Below are 23,010 nucleotides of genomic sequence, written 5' to 3'. Positions count from 1 at the left end.
TTATCACTAAGTAAATAACTTGTTTACAAAAGAGTCGTAGGAACCTAGCGGGTATACGAAAAATCATTGAAAATTATTGCCCCTTAATAGAGGGAACGATGAGTTATTGTGGATCTATGTATGATCTTTACTGACTTGCTATAAACCAACAGGATGTAAACGACGTCTAGAATAAATATAAGAATGTACAGCATATTTAACAAGATTGAGTTCGGGTTCAGGGAATAGCACCAAATCGATGCGCACAGGGAACCCACCATTTTAGAGTAGGCGATGAAGATGGATTGGCCGTACAGATCTTGTTTCAGCAGCATTCTTATAAATAGGATGGACATCATGAGGTTGATTCCAAATGCGGAATACTTGCCCTCAGGATCATGAAATTCGATAGCCATTCCATAGTGCAGCAGCAAAGCAATGACAAGTAAGGAAAGGACTATAGGTTTTATTGGCCATTTTGGAGATAGGTTCTTTGAGTAATAGAAAAATTGAAACAGGATGATACAGTCTAATAAAAACCATAGTAGGGTTACGATTTGCTGGAGCGGGTGGTAAGGCATGACGAGGGAAAAGAGAAATTCCCAAGTAATATTGGCACATAGGGCGACTATTGGCATTCCACAGGTTCGATCTCGGAACCCTTTATAAATGACCCATATATAAGCGATTGTCCAAAAAAAGACGATGCAAAACTGTAGAATACGTTCTATTTGAAGTGGTAAAAGGTGTTCCATATGTAATCAATTCGCATCCTTTCAGGTAATTCTCTTTGATAAATATGATTCATTTAGCTCGTCTATGCACAGATATATAAATCTAAAAAGCAGCTCGCCCACCATAGGGTTGGAGCTGCTTTTGCCACTCTTTCAGAGTAGGTGGGACCTATTGGACTTAATTGGGAGGATAGGGTAGGATGTTTTCGAATACATAGCCTTGGCTAGGTCTAATCCATTCTTAGGGCGGAATACTTGGAATTAGGTATCCATAGACGGTTTTTCACTCAAAATGCTATTTGTTATAATTAATAGGACTGATACGAATGAAAATAAGCAAGGAGTTGGCTGGAGTGAATCATACAGAGATGTTAGGACGCAGGAGCGAAATTTTGAGACGTATCATTGGAAATCTGATTATTAAGGACAATCAGTTTGGTTTGAGTGAACAAGAAAATAACTGTTTTAAAGATATGGTTAAAAAGTTTCATAGAAGTAAATATGAGTTGCACGCTAGTAGGAAACAAGTATAGTTACTATATGTAGTAAGTTGATAGGTACTAGAAGGCACCGTTTTAGGTGTCTTTTTGGCGTGTAACAAGATAAGATTAGTCAATAATCGATAGAGAGTAGGAGTGTATAACTTGGTAAAGTCTGAGAAAACCATTTATTTCATCCTAGCTATGGTGGTCATTTCGTGGGGCTTAAATATTGTAATGGTGAAATACCTTACACAGTTTATCTCGCCCATGCTTGTAGCCGCAATTAGGATGCCGCTTGCTGGAATTGTGTTGCTTCCGTTTGTATTTAAAAAGTTTGGATTCTATAAACCTAATGCAAAGCAGTGGGGGCTTCTCTTTCTGATAGGGCTAACATCGATCTTCTTTCATCAATTGTTTTTAGCATATGGGGTTGTAACGACTACAGCTACGAATGCATCACTGATACTAGGATTAAATCCGCTAACTACCGCGCTGCTTGCATCCATTTTTATTGGGGAAAAATTCAGTATGAGATTAGGCCTCGGCATTCTGTTTGGATTCTCAGGGGTCGTTCTGGTCGTAACCTCCAAATCGGCTGATAGTTCGGTTGGTTTATCTGGATGGGGAGATCTCATTATGCTTCTATCCATGTTGGGTTATGTTGTTGGCGCATTGTTCATCAAGAAGTTGTCGACAACGTCCATCCCAACTTTAGTCGTCACTGCCTATTCCACACTAATAGGGGGAGTTCTTTTAAATCTGGGAACAGTGACCTTCTTTGGCCCTTCGTCATATACTCAGATTCATTTGCCAGCCACGGCTTGGGCAGTTATGTTGATGTCAGCTTGGGGAGCATCTTCTCTAGGCACACTAGGGTGGAATCATGGGATTAAATTTCTAGGTGCCAACAAAACAGCTATGTTTCTAAACGGGCTGCCTTTTGCCAGTATGGTTGGGGGAATTATTTTCTTGGATGAAAAAATCGGTTGGATTCACGTTGTGGCCTTTATTCTTACCACGGTTGGTATTGTGATAGGGACTTTAAAGAAAAGAGAGAGCAGGCTTTCTTCTGTAGGTGGAAAATCTGTTGAAATCTAGATCCAAGCGAAAGCGCGGGGAGTATGTTTCCATACAAAAACGAATAAGACACTATCCATTTCATACGAATTGGGTAGTGTTTTTTAATCAAAGCATAGCGGAATCATCTACGGGGAAAAATGTCCGAAGGGACTAAATTCAGTAGGAAAGTTGTGTGAAAATGTTGGAAAAGAAATATGTAAGAGAAACGCGATGTTTCAAAATTTCCAGGGTTTTTCCAACGGATGTTAATAACCATGAAACATTGTTTGGGGGCAAACTCATGTCCTACATCGACGATATTGCATCGATATCTGCTACTAAATTATGTCGTGTGACAGCCGTGACAGCTTCTACAGATTCCGTTGATTTCCTACAACCTATTAGGCCGACGGATTCTGTTTCCTTAGAGTCCTTCGTCACATGGACAGGCAAAAGTTCGATAGAGGTTTTTGTGAAAGTGATTAGAGAAGATTTAAGAAGTGGTGAAAGGAAGATCGCCGCGACATCTTTCCTTACATTTGTAGCCTTGGATGAGCAGAATAAGACGATACTTGTTCCTAGGATCATACCTGAGACGGAAGAAGAAAAAAAGCTGCATGAAACGGCTGAACATAGAACGGAAATGAGGAAACACCGCCGAGAGGAAAGCAAGAAGTTCGCTGACTATTTGGTAACGGAGTATCCATGGGAGTAAATTTTTGAAATAAAAACCAAGCAGATGGGAACTCTAATTAGCAAAAAGGAGCTGCGAACATGAATATCATGGAAGTACTCAGTGATGCGGTTAAGCCCTTTCTAGATGGTGAAAAGCCGCCTTTAAACGTCGGAGAAGTCATGAATCTGTGGTTTTATTTGACCGCAACGGAACAAACTATGCGCGGCGAACAGGTATCTTATAATATTGTTGAGGATCTTGAACTTAAGGAGAAGTTGAAAGAGGTCATTAACAATGTTCATGGTCCCATATTTGCGGAGTTGACAGAGTTTTTAAAAGCAGAAGGTGTTCCGATACCCGAGAAGTCGCCGGATAAACCGATTGGTGATTTTCGTAATATTCCAGAGGGATCCAAATTGTCTGATGAGGAAATAGCGAATCTTCACAGCTTCAATATTGTACTGGGCATAAATTATGCTTGCAGGGGCATGACAGAGTCTGTACGGCCGGATGTTGCGGCAATGTTTGCCAAGTTTCAGATAAAGAAGTTTACATACGCGATAACGTTAAAAGATTTATTAATGAGAAAAGGGTGGTTAAAAGCACCCCCGTATTTCAAATCAGAAGTCTTGTGAGGTAAGTTAAAAAGCTTAAATAGGCACTTTGATAGCTCGCACAAAAAGCACCTGAGAGGGTGCTTTTTTGATTTATACGGCTGTTAATGCGAGGAAAGATTATGAACAATTATTTGATAGTGATAGCAGAAATGCTTCCATTTGTTTTAAAGTCTTTCGTGTAGGCTAATGTAGCTGTCGCAGTGAATGTACCATTTGGTCCCGTTACAGTTATCGTTGGATTGGAAGAATATCCTGCTCCTGGATTCGTAATTGTTACACCGGTCACAATGCCATTCGTAACTGTTGCGGTGGCGGTAGCTTGCGTCTTTTGCCAGGTATCACTTTTTCTTCCGTTATAACGATAATAGTTGGACACCTCATCTAAGCGTTCATTCGTGATCCCATAAGGGGCATCGTGGAGGCTGGTCGGGGTACTATTCATGTGGAGAGCACGGTTGGAGAGGGCAGTGCGTTCAGGGTTCGTATTCCTTGGTAGGTAACCAGAATTTGCAGAGGGGAACGTCGATTCGCTATTTGGACGAAAAACACCAGAAATCATGGGGAAGAGGAACGACAATGCGTTATTTCGCCGTTTTTTGCCTCCTGATCGTTCAAAATGATCAAATAGCGCACTCACGTTCCTCTCATTCGGTTTCTAGCGCAGATTTCCCAAAATAGCGAATCGACGTTCCGCAAGCTAGGGGTCGGGTGACTTTCCTTAGCAATCGACAGAAACAAAAAAATGAGAGGGCAAGTATACCAAACCACCTCATTTTTTTGTTTTCTTTGCCACTAAGTGCATGTATTTACTTTTGGGACAAGCTTCATTAGTCCAAGGGTACTGAATGTTTCCTAATTATCTCAGCTACGTCATAGAGAATATCTTATTGGGTGGTCAATAGCGATTTTGTGGGGAGAGCAACTTTATTTACTTTCTTGATGACGATTCCTCCATTCTCTTGGTCTTCATGCTATGTACCGAATGTTATATTTATTATATACTACGGTCTTTCGAATCTCTATATACTGCAAGGCGCACTAAAATGTTTCTATTGGCTTAATGTTGACCTCAGACCCTACGGCATTTGAGCCTTAATCCCTGCAAGTGCATCACTTATCTTCGTTTCAAGCTTAAAGATGCTTTCTTTTTCTGCATTCATTTGACGGGATAGGGAAATCATGGAGGTAAGTGAGCTTTGAACAGCATTCGTATCTTCTTTTTTTGCTGCTTGTTTAAAGGCGGTCCATATCGGGGAGAGGCTGGCTTGGATCGTTCTGATAGCACCTTGCTTAGCTTTGATCTGCACGTTTATAGGGTCAATGTCATTCAGGCTGCTGCGAATTTTCTTCGTCGCTTTGGATGCTTTGTCTTTAGCGGCTTGGGAAGCTTTTACTTTGGCGCTGATGTCGAACCGAGCTAGTTGTACGGGGATTCTCATAGCAGCAGCTTGGATTCTTAGCATTGCGTTCAAGCTTTTGCTATTCAGCAATCGGGCGGCTTCGATTTGTTTGTTTAGCGCGGTATATTGAGATAATAATGGCTGATGCCGAGCTCTCGTTCGCGTGACCTCCTCCTCCAATTTCGCCAATTTGGCGGAATCGATTTCTTTGGCCTGCTTGCCCAGCTCAGCCGATGTATCCTTATTTCTGCTATGCAGGGTGTTGATCTTGGCGTCCCAGTCCTGTTCTTGCTTCTGAAGGGTAAGGAACTCGCTGTAAAGTGAACTGATTTTATTCGCTTGTGTTTGAGGTGCGCCGGCAATTGTTTTGTCGAGAGAGGCTTGAATCGTGGTTGTGATTTCGATCGAAGCGGCTGATGCCAATTCTGCTGGAATAGCTGAGGCGAGGGCTAAAGCGGTGAGCAAAGCAGTGAAATTTTTCAATAGAAAACCTCCTTCAAGTTTGAAAATGGGATGTGAATACAACAAAAAAAGCACCTGCAAGAAAGGCCATCGGCCTTCTCTTACGGGTGCTTCCGTCGTAAGTATTTCACTTGAATATGATAGGAGTACTATACCAAGCCACCGTGGCAGGTGTCAATAAGAACACCAAATTTGCACCGAGTGATACATGTGAATTACACTAGCTAGGACTGGTAAAATAACCACGACCAAAGGATGGAACAACCATGATGAATCAACTTTCGATCAATGACTTAAAACAGTTCAAGAACGAACTGACAAGATTTATGATGACGTATAAGTTTGCACTGGATGAAATAGAGACCAGAATTGAAATTCTCGTACAGGAATTCGAAATGCTGCATGAATATAACCCCATTGAACATACCAAATCTCGCTTGAAGTCACCGGAAAGTATCTTTCACAAGCTGAGCAGAAAGGGAGGCGATCTCTCGTTCTCAGGGATTAAGGAGAGTATTAAGGACATCGCAGGGATGCGGATTACGTGTTCGTTTGTCTCTGATATTTATGTCATAAGCCAGATGCTGAAGAGTCAAAGCGACCTTAAAGTACTGGATGAGAAGGATTATATTAAGAATCCGAAGCCTAATGGCTACCAAAGCCTTCATTTGATCATCGAAGTTCCTGTACATTTATCAGATCGACTAGAAAGTGTGTGCATCGAAGTTCAGATTCGAACGATTGCGATGGACTTTTGGGCTAGTCTGGAGCATAAAATCTATTATAAGTTCAATCAAGGCAATCAAGCTGTACCCGCGCGGCTTCTGGATGAATTAAAGCAAGCGGCTGCTGCCGCGTCAGCTTTGGATCTGCAAATGGAACGCTTGCATGCCGAAATTGAAGTTATTAAAGAAGAGCAATCGGAATCCATGGACGATAAGTTGAATCGAATTATCATTAACAATCAGCAATTTGCGCTGCCACAAGCCTTGCTGGAGCTTTTAAATGATGAGGAGGTGAAGTAGTATCCGCTAATTGGATGACGCCCCTTTTCATTTCTGTGGTATAATCAAAGGAACGGAATTAGAAGGGTGCGAGTAAATGAATACTTTTGAAGACTGGAATCAAAAAGTAAAGTCAACGTTCAACGCTACAAGTAATGAAGTCGTATTAACGGTTATGGAAGCGGGAGAATCATTAGGTCTTTCTAAGGACCAGATGAAGCTCTATGTGGACAAAAACAAGTTAACCAAAGTGCCAATTATGAGAAGTGTTCATCGCTACCTATTATTAAAAAGTGAAATTGATGAGATTGTGGGGAAATTATGAGTAACGACAATCAAAACTATGCGAATCATCGTAGAATGCATCCGCTGTTTCATTTCGTTTACAGTGTACTGGCTTTGGGTTTAGTGATTCTATCACTTATCCAGCTTGTTAGGTCAGTGCAATCCGGGACAGACGTTCTGCCCGCGGCTATTTTTCTGCTCATTTCTATCATTTTAATCATTGTATTTCTACTTGTACGGTCCTACCCGTTAAAAGCGCAGGATCGCGCGATACGGGCCGAAGAGAATCTAAGGCACTATGTCTTGACCCAGAAGCTGTTGGATACTAAGCTCACGATGGGGCAAATTACCGCTTTGCGCTTTGCTTCCGATCAGGAGTTTCCTGCACTTTGTAAGAAGGCTGCTGCAGAGCAGTTGTCACCAGACGCGATTAAGAAGTCGATTAAGAGCTGGAGAAGCGATACCTACCGAATATAGTGCTTTTTTTCGAAAAGAGAAAGACACATCCGTGACGGATTGTGTCTTTTTTTGTTTAAATTAGTTATTTAATCCTAGGACTTCTGGTACAATTCCATTAGGCGCCTTGAAGCGCCGATTCTAAAATAGGGTGTTATCATGGGCCGTATGATGTTTAGCAAAACCTATCAGAACTTTCTGAATAAATTCGCTGAAGATAAGCAAGAGTACGGGAAAGTTTTTCTCCTATTCGCTTATTTATTTTGTGTCGTTTCAGCATCGACCATTGGGAGAACTGCGGCAGATACGCTTTTTTTAAGCCGATTTGATAATTCCTATTTGTCCCTCATGTACTTGCCACAGGCTCTGGTTATGATCACGGCGGGCATCCTTTTTCAGCGGTACTCACCGAAGGTGCGGTTGGAAAGTCTTATGAAGATCTTAATTCCGCTTATCTCCGTACTGGTTCTAGTTTCTAGGTTTGGTGTGGGACTTGAGCTGCGGTGGGTATTTCCCGTTATCTATATCGGCTATGATGTGTTTAATTTCCTGATGATCGTTTGTTTCTGGCAGTTCGCCACATCGGTGATGAACCAGAGGAAGGCGAAGCAGATGATTGGAATCGTAGGAAGCGGCGGGATTACGGGAGGGATTTTAAGCGGTTTTGGGTTAAAAGCACTCGTTCCGCTTGTAGGCACGGCGAATCTGATTTATTTTTATGCGGGTCTACAGCTGCTCGGTTTAGTGGCCGTATATTTGATATTAAGTTTTGCTAAGGAAACGATAGAAGCCAAACCGGCACAGCCTAGGACAACAACGGCGAAGCAGGCCGTACAGCGGAAATCTGGTTTATTCGCGAGTGTTCCTCATCTGAAATATGTCGCCATTTTATCCGCAGCACTCGTATTATCTCTCACATTAATCGATTATCAATTCAAGGTGATCTTGAGAGGGACTTTGCAGAATGAGGCTTTGGCTGGATTTATGGGCAGCTTCTATGGCTTCTCCGGGCTGATTGCTTTATTTGTTCAATTGTTTATTTCCAGCTGCATTTTGACGCGATTCGGTGTGATGACCGCCTTGCTTGTCTTTCCGATTACCTTAATTGCCGGCAGTTTCGGTATTCTGGCTCTACCTGTTCTGGCTATGGCTGTCATCGTGAAGGGAAGCGATAAAGTTGTTGGAGATACGCTTTACTCGTCCGTGAGCCAATTAGTCATGTTTCCCGTTCCGCCGGAATGGCGGGGCAGAGCGAAGAGCTTCCTAGACGGCATAGTCCGAAATGGGGCCAAAGGGTTGGCGGCCATTTGTTTACTTGTCGTAACGAGGCTGCTAGCTCCTGAACAACTGAGTTATATTGTGCTGGTCTTGCTTGTCATTGGTATCGTAGCGGGGATAAAGGTCAAGAAAGCCTATCTGCATACCCTTTTGTCCAATCTCAAAACAGGGGGAGACGATCTTCAGAAGGTTGAGCTCAATCTGATGGACCCAGCCAGTCGGCAAATCCTGATTGATGCGCTATCCAGCTCAGATAAGCAGCAAGCCTTGTATGCTTTCGGCCTTTTACGAGAAATGGACTCTTTCGATTTAACGCCTCATTTGGACGGGCTGCTTCATCATCCAATTCCTGAAATGTGTATAGAAGCCTTGGACTATGTGGAGCAAAAGGTGCCAGAGGGATTTGAACCTATCCTGCAATCCTTGGCGGAAATCGACAACAATCAGGTGAAAGCAAAAGCCATTCTAGCGCTAGCGGCGTACGCCAAAGAGGAATATGTGGATGAAATAACCGTTCATTTAGATGATCAGTCGGTGGAAGTACAAGCAGCTGCCATCGCTGGATTGGTCAAATATTATAGCATTGAGGGGATGTTTAGATCCGTCGGAAAACTGAAGCAAATGATGGAAAGCGGGCAGGAAGAAGAACGGATCGCGATGGCTGCTTTATTCGGACAAATTCGGGTGAAAAACTTCTATAAACCGTTAATTTCTCTCCTACAGGACAGCAGTCCGCTGGTGCGAATACGTGCTTTGGAATCTGCGACTATTCTTCATGTACCTCCATTAATTGTACCGATTATTGCCATGCTAAAAGACAGCGAAACCCGGCGTTACGCCACCCAAGCTCTCGCTGCTTATGATGAGCAGGATATTTTGCCGCAGTTAGCGCCTTATTTGAACCAGATAGAGATTGGCATGTATCTACCAGCCGTATTCGAACGAATTGCAACGCAAAGAGCCTTCGATATGCTCTTCGACTGTTACGTGGCTGCCAGCTATGACATGCGCGATCGGATTTTGGAATCGCTGCTTCGCATGCATAAGCGACTGCCTTTTGTGGACAGCCAGCAAGTAGAGACTTATATTTTCCACGAATTAAAGCTGCATGGACAGTTTGCTGAACACGGGGCGAGTATGGTTGGGGTAGAAGGCTTCGCTGATATCGAGAATATCGTTAAAGAAATTCGAACAGAGATCAGTCGACGCATCTTTCAGTTGTTATCGCTCCTCTATGAAGAGAAGACGATGCAGGCTGTCTATCTCGACTGGTCCGAAGGGGATTCCAGGCAGCAGGCCAATGCGGAAGAAGTGATCGATCAAACGCTGCGAGGAAGCCTACGCACGGAAATGACGGCATTCATGTCAGGCTCAAGCAAAATGGTGAGGAATTCGGTAACGGACATGCCGCTCAGCGAACATTTGAACTGGCTATCCGCGCAAGGGGATGACTGGCTCAAGCAAGCGATACAGCATCACACCGTGAACAAGTTGGGAACTTCACCAAATGAGGATCTATCCGATCTGATGCATCGGGTGCATTTGCTCCGTCATGTATCTCTGTTCCAAGGGATGACAAGCAGAGATTTATCTGTTATTGCACGGAGATTACATAAGCTGAGTGTTGAGAAGGGAGCTATCATCATTCAGGAAGGGGATATGGGAGATTCCCTGATGATTATGGATGGAGGCCGAGCCGGTGTTTACCGCAACGGGCAGCCTTTAGGCGAGGTGAAGCGGGGAGATTGCTTCGGTGAAATGGCGATTCTGACTCAGGGAGTCCGAACAGCTACCATTCGAGCCGAGGATGATGTTCTTCTGTGGCGACTGGATTCCTCTGTTTTCTACGATATGATGTTCGATTAGACCAGCATTGCAGTTGAAATGATGAAGCTGCTATCCCGCAGGCTGCGGTCCGAATTGGAGCGGGGACAGGCAGCGGATAAGCCTGAACTGGAGCAAAGGCACGCAGAAGTCGCAGCCACGTTGCAATTGCCTGAAACCAGGCCGACCGAAGGCTGGACGAAGGACGAAGTCATTTTACGGCGGGTCCTCGTGCTGCAAAAAATGGATTTGTTCGTCCATCTAGCCCCGGAGGATTTCATATGGCTCGCTCAAAGGCTCGAAGAAGTCGCCTACGAACCCGGAGAAGTCATCTGCCGAGCAGGTGATTTCGGAGATACGATGTATGGCATTATCGAAGGAAGCATCCGTGTGCATAGAGGCAGTGAAGAGTACGCGGTCCTACAGGAAGGTGCGTTCTTCGGCGAGATGGCGATTATTGACAGCGGCCCTCGCTCGGCCGACTGCACAGCGAAGGAAGCTGCCGTCCTGCTGCAGCTTCATCGAGATCAGGTGTTGACCTTCTGTTTCCAGAATATTGATGTGCTGCGGAGCATGATGAGAGTTATTGCAGATCGGCTGCGCGGGATGGTTTAAGGGAACCGTAACATGCGCAGGAATGGAGAGGATAAATGGCTTACACTGATCTTTTCGATGAGTCGTGATGCAACGGAGGACTCCTAGTCATAGTAATGTTGTATTTTCGTACAACATCTGGCTCGCAAATCCGCGTTTTTCCTGCGATTGTTGCAGAACATACAACAATTTTTCCCAAAAGTAGCCTTGTGGGATGAAATACGGTTAAATTGTTGCACAAAATACAACATTGTCAGTTTTGTAAGAAGAAACCAGCGAAATTGTTGTATCTATACAACTTCAGCTCATTTATAAGCTCAATCAGCTGAGCAAGCGCAAAAGAAGAAGCTTTTACTCGCCCCTAGAAAATCTAAGCAAAAAAGGATGCTAACCGTGAATCGGTTTTGCATCCTTTTTACTTTTCTCTCTATGCAGTGTTACATGGCGTATACACTTTTGATAATAATTTCAGGCAATTCTGCGCGTTGTGCTTCATATTGCTCAGGCGTAATGCTGCCGCTGGACAGCCGTAAATTTAATTGTTCAGTTAACTCTGCTAATTGAAGCTCAATGACTTTTTGAACATCAACCTTGTTAGCTTGGGCGATATCAGCCAGAGATAGCCCATTATACTGGGCAATGTAAATATCTTCCTCCGAGGATAGCCCAAGTACATGCAGCAGATCTTCTTTTATAGGAACAGTATTCTGTTTATTTGCAATTGGAGTAGCTCTTAAAGGATCCATCCACGTGGTTCTACCCATGCTTAAGGTAAGAGCCATTGTGCTGATCATGAGCATTTGTTTCCTGTTCATTGGTTCCTCTTTTCTAGGGATAAAACATTTGGTTATCATGCTTAACGCCGCACAAAAGTCATGTGCCAACTATCTGAACGACTCAACGATCGCGAGTTCTTGGCTGTATTTACGGCACTTACGAGTAGGAATATAAGTAAATCCTCGCCAGTTGTATTATTGACTAATACTTTGCGAGGCGTTAAATCACCAGCCCCTCCTCGGGCTATAAAGACGCCAGGCGAGGGTTCAGCCTCTATTTTGATAGCAAAAGCCTCGTTGTTAAATAAGAAGTTGATATCCCTCAAAATTAACTTTTGTTTACTTTTCACACGAATAAGTATTTGCTGCAGCAATATCGTTTTCCCAGCGCCAACCGAGATTGGTGAGTTACCGCCTACGATGCCATTAAGTTGAAACACTATCTTCACCCCCAAAGACCTTGTGCTTCAGTATATTCGAATAAATGCCAAGTGGAATGGGGGGATATACCTGAATAAACGATTTAGACGATTTTTAAACACGTTAGAGGCAATAAAAAAAGAGCGTCTCCCGTGGAGGCGCTCTTCTGTGTCTATCCCACTGACATTAGGACTGCCAGGCTCCAATGATAATGCCGGCAATCATATAGGATACCAAGTGGTAGCCGATGGTGATGAAATACAACTGCAGCTTGCTATTCTCAAACAAATAATTCATCCCGATTTTCAGCGAAATGCTCAGCCCGATAAGCAGGCCAATCGTAAGCCCAGTCAACCAAGTTGTCTCACTGCCAAGCGTTAAGAGAAAGGCCAAGATAAAGGAGCCCCTAATGCTGTTAGTGCCGTGAGGATGTAAGTGATGGGGCCACCGCCTTTCATCTCTTCCATTTTCATATTGCGCAGCTTGACCCATGCATTTCCGAATAAGACCGGGGAATACCACAGGAAACCAAGGACCATGGTGCTTAACGTCGCCACAAGTACGGCAAGGTAGTTTATTTCTGATAGATTCAAGATTCCAACCCCCATTAATAAGTGAATTAAGTGTATAGCAGCATTGTATCGTGTAGTTTCTTGCTTGTAAAAGCATATTTACTAGCATGCATCTGGTACGAAAGTATACCATCAGACACTGCGAAGGTAGTAGGTATAAATTACTCTAAAGGACGAAGTCACGAATCGTATGGCGAGATACAATAGGTTTGTAAGCAAGATCAGAACAAGAAGGAGGCAGGGCAGCGCGATGATTCGTTTGAAACGCAAAGTGATGATCGTTTCACTCAGCCTCTCGACTTTCCTCATTGTGGGTACGGCATACGCCTACTCAGATGTAAGTGCGCCTCTGCAAAATTGGTACAAAGCAAGTTTCCAGCAGGTGTCGAAAGAAATGAATGCTATGGTCCAACAAGGGTTGGACGAAGCTTCTCAATCCTTGAGCGTATCGGCGAATGAATCGGCATCCAAGGCAAAAGCCAACTTGAAGAAGATGGTAGATGACACTAGTCATAAGGCTATCGACAGCATAGAGACGGCTCGCCAATCCTATGCGGGTCAGATCGAAAGCGCGGCAGAGCTTGCTAAGACGGGAGCTGCAGCAGATTTCGACAAGTACGTAAGTGCTTCGAAAAGTGCGAACGAACGTGAAGTCGATCAATGGGCTCAGGAAACGATTCAAGGATTAACGTCGAAGCTGGGCAACTAGTCAGTCATGGTGAGTTATGGGTTCACCTCAGGTGAATGCAATGAAACAATATACTATTCTAAGGGAGATTGATGAATGATGAAAGCATTGAAAAGTAAATTAGCCATTGGTGTTATTGCAACAGGTTTAGTAGCAGGTATGGGTACAGCATTCGCAGCAACAGACGCTGGCGGCCAACTTCAAAGCTGGTACTCCTCGGCATCAGCTATCACCAAAGGATTAATCGCTGGAGACGTTGCAAGCTATGTAGCTGCTAACAAAGAAAAAATGGTTACGGATTACAAAAATATCAATAACTCAGCAGTGAATGATGTAAAAACAGCAGGTACAACTGAAACAACTCGTGTACAAGGTTCCATCAACGGTCAACTGAACACTTACACGGCTGCTATTGATAGTCAAAATGGAAGTATCAAAGGCAGTATGCCAGGCGAGTATGACCGTTTTATTAATGGGACGAACGCTATTAACAACGGTGTAGTTGATGGTATTGGTTTTGTAGCCAAATTAGACATTACGAAAGATGTTAATGACCAAGGTAAAACGTCCGTAAACAACTTGACTACGGCTGTAGGTACGACTCAATCTCAAGCAGCAACTGCTTTGACTACGAAAATCGAAGCTACCAAAACAGAACTTAACACATTGCTTGCTGCTGAGAGAACAGCTGCATCCCAAGAAATTAAAGACAACTTAGCAGCAAAAATCGCAGCTAAATTAGCAGAACTTCAAGCTCTTGCTGATTCTTTGGAAGAAGCAAACAAAAAAGGCATCAATGAAAAAGGTGTTTCCCTTGAAGCTGCTGGTAAAACAGCATTAGAAAATATCGTAATCAACGGATTGAAATAATAACATAGGCGAACAGGCCCCGGTGACGGGGCCTCAAGCTTACTTTTATTCACTATGAGGAGAAGGAGGAATTAAAATGGTCACCAGAAATGAAAAGCAACGCAACCTGAAATCCAAACGGATTGTCGCAGCTGGAATTGTTTCTTTAACTGTTGTACTTACGGCATCGGCCGGAATTTCCTATGCGGACATTGATATTGCGGGCTCCATGGCTGCTTGGTTCAATAAGAAAACAGAGCAAGTCATCCAAGGCTTGGATCAATCGATGAAGTCAGAGACCGAAACGCAGAAGGAACGGTTGAAGAAAGAATTGCAGCTTCGACTAGAAGCATCTTCCAGAAGCTTGGAATCATTCACGGAGGAACAGAAGCGAATTCGTCTCCAAGCTCTTGGACAGTATGCGCAATCTTTGCTCGCCAGTACGGATATCAAGACCGCACAAGATCGTCAGCAGATCTTGAATAAGCTTCAAGCGATTGTGGATAGCGCACAGGGGGCGATGGATACATTAGCGAACAGCTATGTCCCGCCTGCGCTCGTGTTCACGCCTAGCCCGCCGGTTATCTTGGTTCTGCCGCCAGTGGCACCGGCTCCGCTGCCTGCGCCAGCAGGACCTATTCAGCCACCTGTAATTGTTCCAGTACCTGTACCAGCTCCTGCGCCACAGCCGCCAGCAGTAACGGATGATGTCTATGGACATCAACCCAAACCAGCAACCGTGGTTAATGTAACGTATAACAAACAATAATTGGACAGACTTCTGAGATTGAGGTGCGAGCAGTGATGACGGAAGAAATCTTGGAGCTTAGACAGCCTGCAGTCAGGAAAAAAAGTGAAGTATGGAGTTGGATTCGATTCATTCTACTTCTGACTTTGGCCTTTATTTTGATTAATAACATGATTGGGCTTACGAAAGTTTCGGGTAATTCCATGAATCCTTCCTTACAGAACGGCAATATACTGCTGATGAATAAAATATCGTTGTTCTTTTCAACGCCCAAATATGGAGATGTCGTCGTCATTAAGGATGAGCGACTAGGCTTTAGCATTATCAAACGTGTTATCGCTGTTCAAGGAGATCGCGTACTCATTCGTGATGGTGTCATCTTCGTGAACGAAACTCCGATGCCAGAGCTGTATACAGCTGGGAAGTCGGAAGATATGGCGATGCAGACAATCCCGAGCGGACACCTGTTCGTTGTCGGAGATAATCGGAATTTGGGTGAGAGCAAAGACAGTCGGGATCCTTCCTTAGGGCCTGTTCATATCAAAGATGTGAAGGGTTATGCGATCTTCTCATTATTTCCTATGCACAAGATTGCGGAACCGCTTGACCTATAAGGCAAAAAGATCCGGCGGGGTTATCCCGACGGATCTTTCCTTGTGTTTATCGCTGCATTTCGAACTGCACGAGTCCTTTGGATAGGGCATATAAGGCGGCTTGCGTGCGATCAGCCAAAACTAATTTGGCTAACACCTGACTCACATGTTTTTTTACCGTAAATTCTGTTATGTAGAGGGCGCTGGCGATTTCCTTATTGGAAAGTCCTTTGCCAAGAGACATAAGGACTTCTAGCTCTTTGGGTGTTAATTCAGATAGCTCCTGCTCTTCGCTGCGGGATTTCTCGCCCATCATAGATCCCATTAAGACAGGATCATAGTATTTACGGCCACGGGCAACGCTCTCAACCGCATATAACAAATCTTCGGGAAACGCTTCTTTCAAGCAGATGCCTTCAACCTGTAAAGCTTGGGCTAATTGAAGCTCACTTCGAGTCACCGATGAGGTTAAAATGATATATTTGCAAGTATGTCCCGACCGTCGAGCCTCTCGAATCAAGTCCAGTCCATTTTCGTTTCCTAAATTTAAATCAACGAGTACAAGATCAGGCTTTGTCTGCTCAAGGAGCCGTAGAGCCTCTTTCGCATTCGCGGCTTCCCCAACAACATTCATCGATTGGCCGGATGATACAACCGTGCGAATTCCTTTGCGAACAAGCGGGTGATCATCAAGGATAATCATATTAACCAAGCGGGTTCCCTCCAAAAAGATCTCAGCTATGTTATACTAAAATAGTACAAAATACCTATTACTATTTACCCATTCTAATCAATTGGCTCCATTGTATAACAAAATATGCCAAAAGACCATTAAGAATTCATAAAGTTTAGGAGAAGTTGGGCATGTCCTTACATAACCGAACGGGCTTATATTTATTTTTTGGCTGCAGATGGGTCTTACTGCTGTCGGGGCTCATCCTTTATTCAAAGGATGGCGGTGTAACGCCCGGACTGCTGTTGGCCGCGGTTCTTTTTCAGACGATATACAGTCTATTGCAGTTGAATAAAATGCGCAGAAAAGTAGCGATCACAGCCGCTGTAGCGGATGTATGCTTTGGGATTTATTTGCTTGGGCTGACAGGCGGCCTCTCCAGTCCGTTCATGATCTATTGTTTTACAGGTCTCTTGATGGTCAAATTATTTGTAAGCTGGAGACAGTACTATCCGATCCTATTATTTTATACAGCCAGTATCCCAATTCTGTTCGCTATGACATCAGGTGTTCTCATATATAAATACGTGATGGTTCATTTTGATTATGGATTTCTCGTATTTGCATTCTTTTGCTTAGTAAGTCTAATACACTACGTACAGCAAAATGTACGAAAGCAATTTCGTAAGCTAGTCATGATCTATTCTTCTCGTCGCATGACCATACAGCCAATGAAGCAAGGAATGATTTCCTATGTAGAGGAACTGCTGCAGCGTCTTTTAGATGATCGGGAAGTTATCCTTTGCGTGGAAAGTGCCTCTCGTTACGAAAAGGTTCAAAGTTGGAAGCATACATATTTTACGAATTATATGAAACAAAATAGGCCGCATAGCCAAAAGATTTACACCCAATTACCATCGCCTACAGGAGAAGCTGTGCCTTACTACGTACAAGTCATTCTGGATCGTAGTGGGAAAAAGTATGGCTGGCTGCTTGTAAGAACAGGCAAGAACGAATTGTCTATTTTACACAAAATTTATATTCAATTTATCCTCATGAAGCTGGAAGCTTTCCATTTCGTCAACGAGGAATTGCTGGATGCTCAAGAAACGGCTGTCGCCCTCGAACGCGATGCCATAGCTCAAAATATTCACGATGGTATCGCTCAGGAGCTGTTCTTCATCTCGATTCAGCTGTTTCAATTGAAAAATGCGCTTCCCCCGGATGTTCGCGAGGAGACGCTTCCTTATGTGACGGAGATTGAGAAAAAAGTGAAAGAAAGTCATCGTGATATTCGACAATTCATCATCGAGCTTAAGGATGAGAAGAGAAAATTCAATCTCCATAGTGCTATTGAGAAGCTGCTGCACCGTGTTACTGAACATACCGAGGTGGTGCCGATCTTTGAGAACATAGGTTGGACAGCGCATGAGCAGCTAGATATCGAAGAAGCGATTTACCACTTGGTAGAGGAAGCAGCCAACAACGTCATTAAACATGCCAAAGCCAAACATATCCATGTGAGGATTGAAGTCACGAGTGTGCAATGGTCGATTACCATTAAGGATGATGGCATCGGCATGCAGACATCCGAGGTGTACGAGCAGGGGAGATTCGGGCTGAGTGGCATGGAGAATCGGATTAAAGCCTTGAATGGAGCGATTTCTTTTCATTCCGAAGCTGCCATGGGCACGACGGTTACAGCCTACATTCCACGTGAGAGGAGCATTGCCTATGTATAAAGTAGTCATTGCCGATGACCATTGTATCGTAAGAGAAGGTCTTCATATTTTACTCAACAGCTGTGGGGGTTACGCGGTTACGGGTGAGGCGACGAACGGAAATGAAGCGATTGCGCAGTCGTTAGCGTTAGTGCCCGATCTTCTTTTAACGGATCTGAAGATGCCTGGCACTTCGATTATTGAAGGGGCTAAGACTCTTAAACTTAGGAATCCGCAAATGAAAATTATTATTTTAACAGCTGTTGATGAGAGTGAGGATATCTATCGGGCTTTCAACGCGGGGATTGACGGTTATTTGATGAAGGATACGAGTCCGGAAATGATTCTATCCACCATCGAGGATGTCATGAAAGGTGCCTCTATTTTCCGCCCGAAGGAAAACAACAGCGATCAACCAGATACTAGAAGGAGTTCACTATAATGAATTTACAACGATTCGGCCAACTGCCTGTCCATCAGCTATTGATGGCGATCATTGGCAGTATGTCCTCTATCTGTACACTGAGCGGCTTGTCATACTGGTTGGTTAGCAGCAACGCGGAATCTAAGCTGTATATGATGACCTCGTTTACGGTTTCCCTTTTTGCCTGGGGGATGTATGCGATTCAGAAAAGTATGTCGAAAGACAGTCCATATACGAATTTGATAACCCCATCCTTACTATTTTTGGTGATTGTTGTTATCACACTGTACAACCCTGTAGCTTTGCAGCAGATGTGGGTTGCCCTTATCTTTTTCCCTATTATGCTCAGTTTATTGGTGGAATTTAAGGTGTATGTAGTTGGTTCTGTCATTTTTTCACTGTATTTCTTACTCTTTCAAATTTTTGGTCCTACGTATGGGAATGACGATGGGTTCTCTCCGATTATTATGGCGACGACAAAAGGTGTCTATGCATTAGGCTGCGTGATCTTAGGCGGGATTATTATTACAGCCTTTAATCAGCATAAACGGCGCGTCGAGGCCGCTGCTTTTCAGCAGCAAAAACAGCAAGTGATCAACATTTTGCAATGCTTCATCCCAGTTGGAGAACGGAAAACGCAAACGTCGCGTAAAGAAATCGGTGAAATGAGTGTTCTGCTCAAAGCACTTGTGAATGAATACGGAAGCTTGCGTGTGCAAGATTGGGAGATCGATTTATTGTCACTTTTGCATTTTGTAAGCAGGGTCAAGCTGCCGGATTATATGTTTGAAAAAGAAGGGAAATTGACAGAGTTTGAGTTCGAAGTGGTGCAGGAGCACTGCTTCATGGCGAAGGAGTTATGCGAGGGTATCCCTGATTTTCAAGAGGTCGAGAAAGCGTTCCTATATCATCATGAAAAAGTAGATGGCACCGGCTATCCGTATCGGCTCGCGGGTGATCAGATACCGCTGCTTTCGCAGATGCTCGGCTTGGTGGAAGTGTTCCTTGCCATGACAACGCCGCGATCATATCGACAGGCCACGTCGCCGAGAGAAGCGTACGCTGAAATTCAGAAGTTAGTCGGACATGCTTTTCGAGCTGACATTGTAGATGCCTTTGGGAAAGTGATCGATTGAAAAAGAACACATAATCTCCGTCTAACATGTGGCATATTAGTAACAGTCTATGTTGACTGTACCAATCCACAGAAGGCAAGGAGTGAATCTTCAATCGTGAAGTATATGCGAATTCTGACGATCGTGCTCGCCATGCTACTCGGGCAAGCGACGATGGCATCTGCTGATGGGTCTTATCATTTTGGGTTTAAGAAAAGCGTAAACGGACAGCCTCCATCGATTGATGAAGAAGGCTTCAAAGGCCTTTTGAAGCAGCGAGGGGCTATTTTTACAGGGGATCCAGCTGTCAAGGAATTGTACTTAACCTTCGATAATGGTTATGAGCAGGGCTATACCGGTAAGATTCTAGACGTGCTGAAGGAGAAGCAGGTACCCGCGATTTTCTTCGTGACGGGGCATTATATCAAGACGGAGCCAGAACTGTTAAAGAGGATGGCCCAGGAAGGTCATTTGATCGGCAACCATTCTTGGAGTCATCCGGATATGAGTCAAATATCGGCAGAGCGCATTCAGAAAGAACTGAATCAAGTGAAAACCGAAGTCAGCGCTCTTACTGGGCAAAAGGAGATGCGCTATCTGCGCGCGCCGCGGGGGATATTTAGCGGCCAATCGTTAGCTGTTAGTCAGGGACTTGGCTATACGAACGTATTTTGGTCCGTCGCTTACCGCGATTGGGAGCCGAAGCATCAGAAAGGCTGGGAGTATGCGTACAAAAGTGTGATGGCCCAGCTGCATCCAGGTGCCGTCATTTTGCTCCATTCGGTGTCCAAGGATAACACGGAAGCACTGGCAAGAATCATTGACGATGCGAAGAGTAAGGGATACCAGTTCAAGAGTCTCGATGAGATGCAAAGTCGGACGCCATAAAAGCTAAGAAGGATGCCCAGGAGGGGCATCCTTCTTTTGTATACCAACATTTAAGCACTTTTACTCAAATAGTTCTCAATCGTCGATTGAGATTTCTTCACTTGCAGCCATGTAGTAGATAGGGTAGACAACTTTTGGTTGGTTAATGTTGTTTTAATATCCTCCTTTTTCTCTTCTAGTGTAGGTGTGTAGGCCGCTTTATGGTCCGTTACTTTAATAATGTCGTAACCAGTACTTGTCTGAACGGCACTGCTTGTTTCACCTACAGCTAAGGCGAAGGCCGTGGTGTCGAAGGTTGCTTCCATTTTACCGCTAGAGATGTAACCAAGAGCTCCGGCTGTATCTTTGGTTGCAGTGTCTAGGGATTTGTCTTTGGCAAGCGTTGCAAAGTCCGTACCTTTTTTCAACTCAGCGAGAATGGCATCCGCTTCTTCTTTGGTCGTGACCGAGATGTGAGAAGCCTGAATTTGCTCAGGGACCTTCAATGATTCGATATTTTGATCATAATATTGTTTGATTTCATCATCCGAAATCGTAATTTGAGGTTCTAGAATTTTTTTCAAGAGAACTTGAGATTTCATATTTTTCTTTAGATCGTCTAATGTCATGCCGTAAGAGGTGAGTGCTTGCTGAAACTCATCATTAGAAGCATAGGAACTTTGAATGGATGAGATTTCTTTCTGAATATCTTCGTCTGTGATTTGAATGCCCGTCTTCTGTGCTTCTTGGTTAATAAGTTCATCAGAGATTAAAGAGTCCAGTGTCTGCTGGCCGCCACTTACTAGCATGGCTTTATAGAGCTGGTCCGTGCTGATATTGACACCATTAACCTTAGCTACGGCTGCTGCTGCTGCTGATGCCTGATCGGTTTTCTTAAGAGGAGGATAGACGATGAGATAAGCGATAAGACTGAGCAGCAGAAGAGAAGATACCCATTTCCTTGTACGATTTGCTGATATATGTTTATTCATTATGAATGCTCCCTTCGGTTTCAGTAATTGGAATGACTTGACCTGATGCCTATTATGCCGATTGAAACTGAAGCCTACTTGAAAGCTGACTGAAAGTTTGATGAATAGAAGGCTGAATCTGCCATTAGCAAGGGGTATTCCATTTAATTATATTGTACACAAATTAATTGTTGACAATGTTAAATGGAATTGGTATGATTCATTCATAAAGTTGTTTCAAATTAAATTGCTAACAAATAGAAAATAAATTGACCATGAAGCATCCAAGGAGGCATTCCTATGCATCACAAAGCGATTATTATCGGAACCGGACCAGCGGGGTTAACCGCAGCGATTTACCTGGCAAGGGCGAACATGTCACCTCTAGTTATAGAAGGCATCCAGCCTGGGGGGCAGTTAACTACCACCACAGAAGTAGATAACTTCCCAGGATTCCCAGACGGCATCACGGGGCCCGAGCTGATGGACAATATGCGCAAACAGGCGATGCGTTTCGGCGCTGCGATTCAGTCAGGTCGGGTCACTGAAGTCGACATGTCCAAACGTCCATTCACCTTGTTCTTAGAGGATGGAGGGCAATTGACAGCGGACTCGTTGATCATTTCCACAGGGGCAACGGCTAAGAAACTGGGTATCCCCGGTGAATCCGATAATATTGGGAAAGGCGTAAGCACTTGTGCAACCTGCGATGGATTTTTCTTCAGGAACAAGAAGATTATCGTGATTGGCGGTGGGGATACAGCGATGGAAGAGGCACAGTTCTTGACTCGATTCGCTTCCGAAGTGCGCGTTGTGCATCGTCGTAACGATCTGAAAGCATCGAAAATCATGCAGGATCACGCTCGCGGCAATCAAAAGGTTGCTTGGAGCCTTAACCGGACACCGCTTGAAGTTGTAGCTGGAACTCTTGGAGTCACTGGACTTAAGGTGCTTAACAACGAAACTGGTGAGGAAGAGCTGCTGGAAGCTGATGGTATTTTTCTAGCGATCGGGCATACTCCGAATACTGGCTTCCTAGGCGGACAGCTGCCAACAGATGAGCTCGGATATTTGCAGGTTATTCCCGGAACTTCACAAACGACTGTACCTGGCGTTTTCGCTTGTGGGGATGTGCAGGATCGCATCTATCGCCAAGCGATTACATCAGCAGGAAGCGGTTGTATGGCGGCACTAGATTGTGAGAGATATATTTCCGAACAGCATGCTTAATGCTTTTTAAGTAGATAAGAAAGTATAAGTTTTATTACACTTCGCGTCATCAGTCTTGACAAACGCGTTCGTCCCTGAAGGACGACGGAGTCGTTTATCCTTGTATAAAAGAACCTTTAGGAGGAATTAGCCATGTCAGTTAAACAAATTTCCGATGCCACTTTTAACAATGAAATTGAAGCGGGTATTGTCCTCGTAGATTTTTGGGCACCTTGGTGCGGACCTTGTAAAATCATTGCTCCGATTCTAGATGAACTATCAGCTGAGATCGGAGATGCAGCCAAAATCGTAAAAATCAACGTGGATGACAACCCAGAATCCGCTGCCAAATATAACGTCATGAGTATCCCTACATTGCTCATTTTCAAAGATGGTCAATTGGTTGACCAATTGGTTGGGGTACAGCCCAAAGAGAAGCTTAAAGCAGTTATTGAGAAAGCCTAACAAACAACGAAACGAGAAGGCATAACAAACAACGAAACTCAATGAAATAAAACATACAAAATTACAGGA

Annotated in this window: 28 protein-coding genes; 19 read left to right on the top strand and 9 right to left on the bottom strand. The window is 44.0% G+C overall.

Features of this window, described 5'->3' with window-relative positions; genetic code table 11:
- Positions 1–83: 83 nt before the first annotated feature.
- Positions 84–734 carry a transmembrane-type terpene cyclase gene (locus tag G519_RS44495; protein ID WP_051253669.1) on the bottom strand — a complete coding sequence of 217 codons (651 nt, stop codon included), beginning with the start codon at positions 732–734 and terminating at the stop codon, positions 84–86.
- A gap of 332 nt (positions 735–1,066) precedes the next feature.
- Here G519_RS44495 and G519_RS0124905 point away from each other — a divergent pair, with 332 nt between their 5' ends.
- From G519_RS0124905 to G519_RS0124890, 4 genes are all read left to right on the top strand, one after another.
- Entirely contained in the window at positions 1,067–1,246 is a 180-nt protein-coding gene (locus tag G519_RS0124905; RefSeq protein ID WP_029196999.1) for a hypothetical protein, read from the top strand.
- Positions 1,247–1,357: 111 nt separating this feature from the next.
- Positions 1,358–2,293, top strand: a complete 936-nt coding sequence (locus G519_RS0124900; RefSeq protein ID WP_029196998.1) for a DMT family transporter — start codon at positions 1,358–1,360, stop codon at positions 2,291–2,293.
- Between the two features lie 163 nt (positions 2,294–2,456).
- Complete coding sequence (locus G519_RS0124895) at positions 2,457–2,969, top strand: acyl-CoA thioesterase (RefSeq protein WP_029196997.1); 513 nt, start codon at positions 2,457–2,459, stop codon at positions 2,967–2,969.
- 59 nt (positions 2,970–3,028) lie between these two features.
- Positions 3,029–3,565, top strand: coding sequence for a DUF3231 family protein (locus G519_RS0124890; protein WP_029196996.1), 537 nt, complete (start codon positions 3,029–3,031; stop codon positions 3,563–3,565).
- Positions 3,566–3,674: 109 nt separating this feature from the next.
- Here the strand turns inward: G519_RS0124890 and G519_RS47785 are convergent, their stop codons facing one another.
- Both G519_RS47785 and G519_RS0124880 read right to left on the bottom strand, forming a co-directional pair.
- A complete protein-coding gene (locus G519_RS47785; protein ID WP_127528046.1) occupies positions 3,675–4,184 on the bottom strand; it encodes a hypothetical protein in 510 nt (169 codons plus the stop codon).
- 439 nt (positions 4,185–4,623) lie between these two features.
- The gene (locus tag G519_RS0124880; protein WP_029196994.1) at positions 4,624–5,430 is read right to left on the bottom strand and encodes a hypothetical protein; all 807 of its coding nucleotides are present in this window, start codon (positions 5,428–5,430) and stop codon (positions 4,624–4,626) included.
- A gap of 248 nt (positions 5,431–5,678) precedes the next feature.
- On the opposite strand from G519_RS0124880, the gene G519_RS0124875 reads away from it, so the two are divergent.
- The 5 genes from G519_RS0124875 (at position 5,679) to G519_RS47780 (ending at position 10,871) form a co-directional block, all read left to right on the top strand.
- A complete protein-coding gene (locus G519_RS0124875) occupies positions 5,679–6,434 on the top strand; it encodes a GTP pyrophosphokinase (RefSeq protein WP_036633739.1) in 756 nt (251 codons plus the stop codon).
- A 76-nt stretch (positions 6,435–6,510) separates the two neighbouring features.
- Complete coding sequence (locus tag G519_RS0124870) at positions 6,511–6,738, top strand: hypothetical protein (RefSeq protein WP_029196992.1); 228 nt, start codon at positions 6,511–6,513, stop codon at positions 6,736–6,738.
- A complete protein-coding gene (locus G519_RS0124865; RefSeq protein WP_036633727.1) occupies positions 6,735–7,175 on the top strand; it encodes a DUF6526 family protein in 441 nt (146 codons plus the stop codon). The genes G519_RS0124870 and G519_RS0124865 overlap by 4 nt, the downstream gene beginning before the upstream one ends.
- A 138-nt stretch (positions 7,176–7,313) precedes the next feature.
- The gene (locus G519_RS0124860) at positions 7,314–10,298 is read left to right on the top strand and encodes an Npt1/Npt2 family nucleotide transporter (protein ID WP_029196990.1); all 2,985 of its coding nucleotides are present in this window, start codon (positions 7,314–7,316) and stop codon (positions 10,296–10,298) included.
- Between the two features lie 18 nt (positions 10,299–10,316).
- Entirely contained in the window at positions 10,317–10,871 is a 555-nt protein-coding gene (locus G519_RS47780) for a Crp/Fnr family transcriptional regulator (RefSeq protein ID WP_084160327.1), read from the top strand.
- Positions 10,872–11,287: 416 nt separating this feature from the next.
- Here the strand turns inward: G519_RS47780 and G519_RS0124850 are convergent, their stop codons facing one another.
- From G519_RS0124850 to G519_RS53665, 4 genes are all read right to left on the bottom strand, one after another.
- Positions 11,288–11,665 carry a hypothetical protein gene (locus G519_RS0124850; protein ID WP_029196988.1) on the bottom strand — a complete coding sequence of 126 codons (378 nt, stop codon included), beginning with the start codon at positions 11,663–11,665 and terminating at the stop codon, positions 11,288–11,290.
- A 41-nt stretch (positions 11,666–11,706) separates the two neighbouring features.
- The gene (locus tag G519_RS0124845) at positions 11,707–12,066 is read right to left on the bottom strand and encodes a hypothetical protein (protein ID WP_029196987.1); all 360 of its coding nucleotides are present in this window, start codon (positions 12,064–12,066) and stop codon (positions 11,707–11,709) included.
- A gap of 166 nt (positions 12,067–12,232) precedes the next feature.
- Complete coding sequence (locus G519_RS53670; RefSeq protein WP_029196986.1) at positions 12,233–12,439, bottom strand: DUF1761 domain-containing protein; 207 nt, start codon at positions 12,437–12,439, stop codon at positions 12,233–12,235.
- Entirely contained in the window at positions 12,424–12,639 is a 216-nt protein-coding gene (locus G519_RS53665) for a DUF1761 domain-containing protein (RefSeq protein ID WP_029196985.1), read from the bottom strand. The genes G519_RS53670 and G519_RS53665 overlap by 16 nt, the downstream gene beginning before the upstream one ends.
- Positions 12,640–12,868: 229 nt before the next feature.
- Here G519_RS53665 and G519_RS0124830 point away from each other — a divergent pair, with 229 nt between their 5' ends.
- The 4 genes from G519_RS0124830 (at position 12,869) to lepB (ending at position 15,517) form a co-directional block, all read left to right on the top strand.
- On the top strand, positions 12,869–13,327 hold the full coding sequence (locus tag G519_RS0124830) for a hypothetical protein (RefSeq protein WP_029196984.1): 459 nt from the start codon (positions 12,869–12,871) through the stop codon (positions 13,325–13,327).
- A gap of 75 nt (positions 13,328–13,402) precedes the next feature.
- Positions 13,403–14,176: a hypothetical protein gene (locus G519_RS0124825; RefSeq protein WP_029196983.1), complete on the top strand. Its 774-nt coding sequence runs from the start codon at positions 13,403–13,405 to the stop codon at positions 14,174–14,176.
- A gap of 76 nt (positions 14,177–14,252) precedes the next feature.
- Positions 14,253–14,924, top strand: a complete 672-nt coding sequence (locus G519_RS44480; protein WP_051253668.1) for a hypothetical protein — start codon at positions 14,253–14,255, stop codon at positions 14,922–14,924.
- A 35-nt stretch (positions 14,925–14,959) separates the two neighbouring features.
- Positions 14,960–15,517: a signal peptidase I gene (gene lepB / locus G519_RS0124815; RefSeq protein WP_127528048.1), complete on the top strand. Its 558-nt coding sequence runs from the start codon at positions 14,960–14,962 to the stop codon at positions 15,515–15,517.
- A gap of 46 nt (positions 15,518–15,563) precedes the next feature.
- Here the strand turns inward: lepB and G519_RS0124810 are convergent, their stop codons facing one another.
- Positions 15,564–16,199 (bottom strand): response regulator, encoded by a 636-nt coding sequence (locus tag G519_RS0124810; RefSeq protein ID WP_036633735.1) that lies wholly within the window; start codon positions 16,197–16,199, stop codon positions 15,564–15,566.
- A 161-nt stretch (positions 16,200–16,360) separates the two neighbouring features.
- Between G519_RS0124810 and G519_RS0124805 the strand changes: the two genes are divergently transcribed.
- The 4 genes from G519_RS0124805 (at position 16,361) to pdaA (ending at position 20,317) form a co-directional block, all read left to right on the top strand.
- Positions 16,361–17,911, top strand: coding sequence for a sensor histidine kinase (locus G519_RS0124805; protein ID WP_029196980.1), 1,551 nt, complete (start codon positions 16,361–16,363; stop codon positions 17,909–17,911).
- Positions 17,904–18,332 (top strand): response regulator, encoded by a 429-nt coding sequence (locus G519_RS44475; protein ID WP_051253667.1) that lies wholly within the window; start codon positions 17,904–17,906, stop codon positions 18,330–18,332. The genes G519_RS0124805 and G519_RS44475 overlap by 8 nt, the downstream gene beginning before the upstream one ends.
- A complete protein-coding gene (locus G519_RS0124795; RefSeq protein WP_029196979.1) occupies positions 18,332–19,450 on the top strand; it encodes an HD-GYP domain-containing protein in 1,119 nt (372 codons plus the stop codon). The genes G519_RS44475 and G519_RS0124795 overlap by 1 nt, the downstream gene beginning before the upstream one ends.
- A gap of 132 nt (positions 19,451–19,582) precedes the next feature.
- Positions 19,583–20,317, top strand: coding sequence for a delta-lactam-biosynthetic de-N-acetylase (pdaA, locus tag G519_RS0124790; protein WP_409372023.1), 735 nt, complete (start codon positions 19,583–19,585; stop codon positions 20,315–20,317).
- 50 nt (positions 20,318–20,367) lie between these two features.
- On the opposite strand, the gene G519_RS44470 is transcribed toward pdaA, so the two are convergent.
- Positions 20,368–21,288 (bottom strand): peptidylprolyl isomerase, encoded by a 921-nt coding sequence (locus G519_RS44470; protein WP_051253666.1) that lies wholly within the window; start codon positions 21,286–21,288, stop codon positions 20,368–20,370.
- Between the two features lie 279 nt (positions 21,289–21,567).
- On the opposite strand from G519_RS44470, the gene trxB reads away from it, so the two are divergent.
- Both trxB and trxA read left to right on the top strand, forming a co-directional pair.
- On the top strand, positions 21,568–22,497 hold the full coding sequence (gene trxB / locus G519_RS0124780) for a thioredoxin-disulfide reductase (RefSeq protein WP_029196977.1): 930 nt from the start codon (positions 21,568–21,570) through the stop codon (positions 22,495–22,497).
- 132 nt (positions 22,498–22,629) lie between these two features.
- The gene (trxA, locus tag G519_RS0124775; RefSeq protein ID WP_029196976.1) at positions 22,630–22,941 is read left to right on the top strand and encodes a thioredoxin; all 312 of its coding nucleotides are present in this window, start codon (positions 22,630–22,632) and stop codon (positions 22,939–22,941) included.
- Positions 22,942–23,010: the final 69 nt, after the last annotated feature.

Origin of the sequence: Paenibacillus alginolyticus DSM 5050 = NBRC 15375 (assembly GCF_000422905.1) — a bacterium.
GTDB lineage: Bacteria > Bacillota > Bacilli > Paenibacillales > NBRC-103111 > Paenibacillus_E > Paenibacillus_E alginolyticus.
This window is presented reverse-complemented; position numbering and strand designations above follow the sequence as displayed.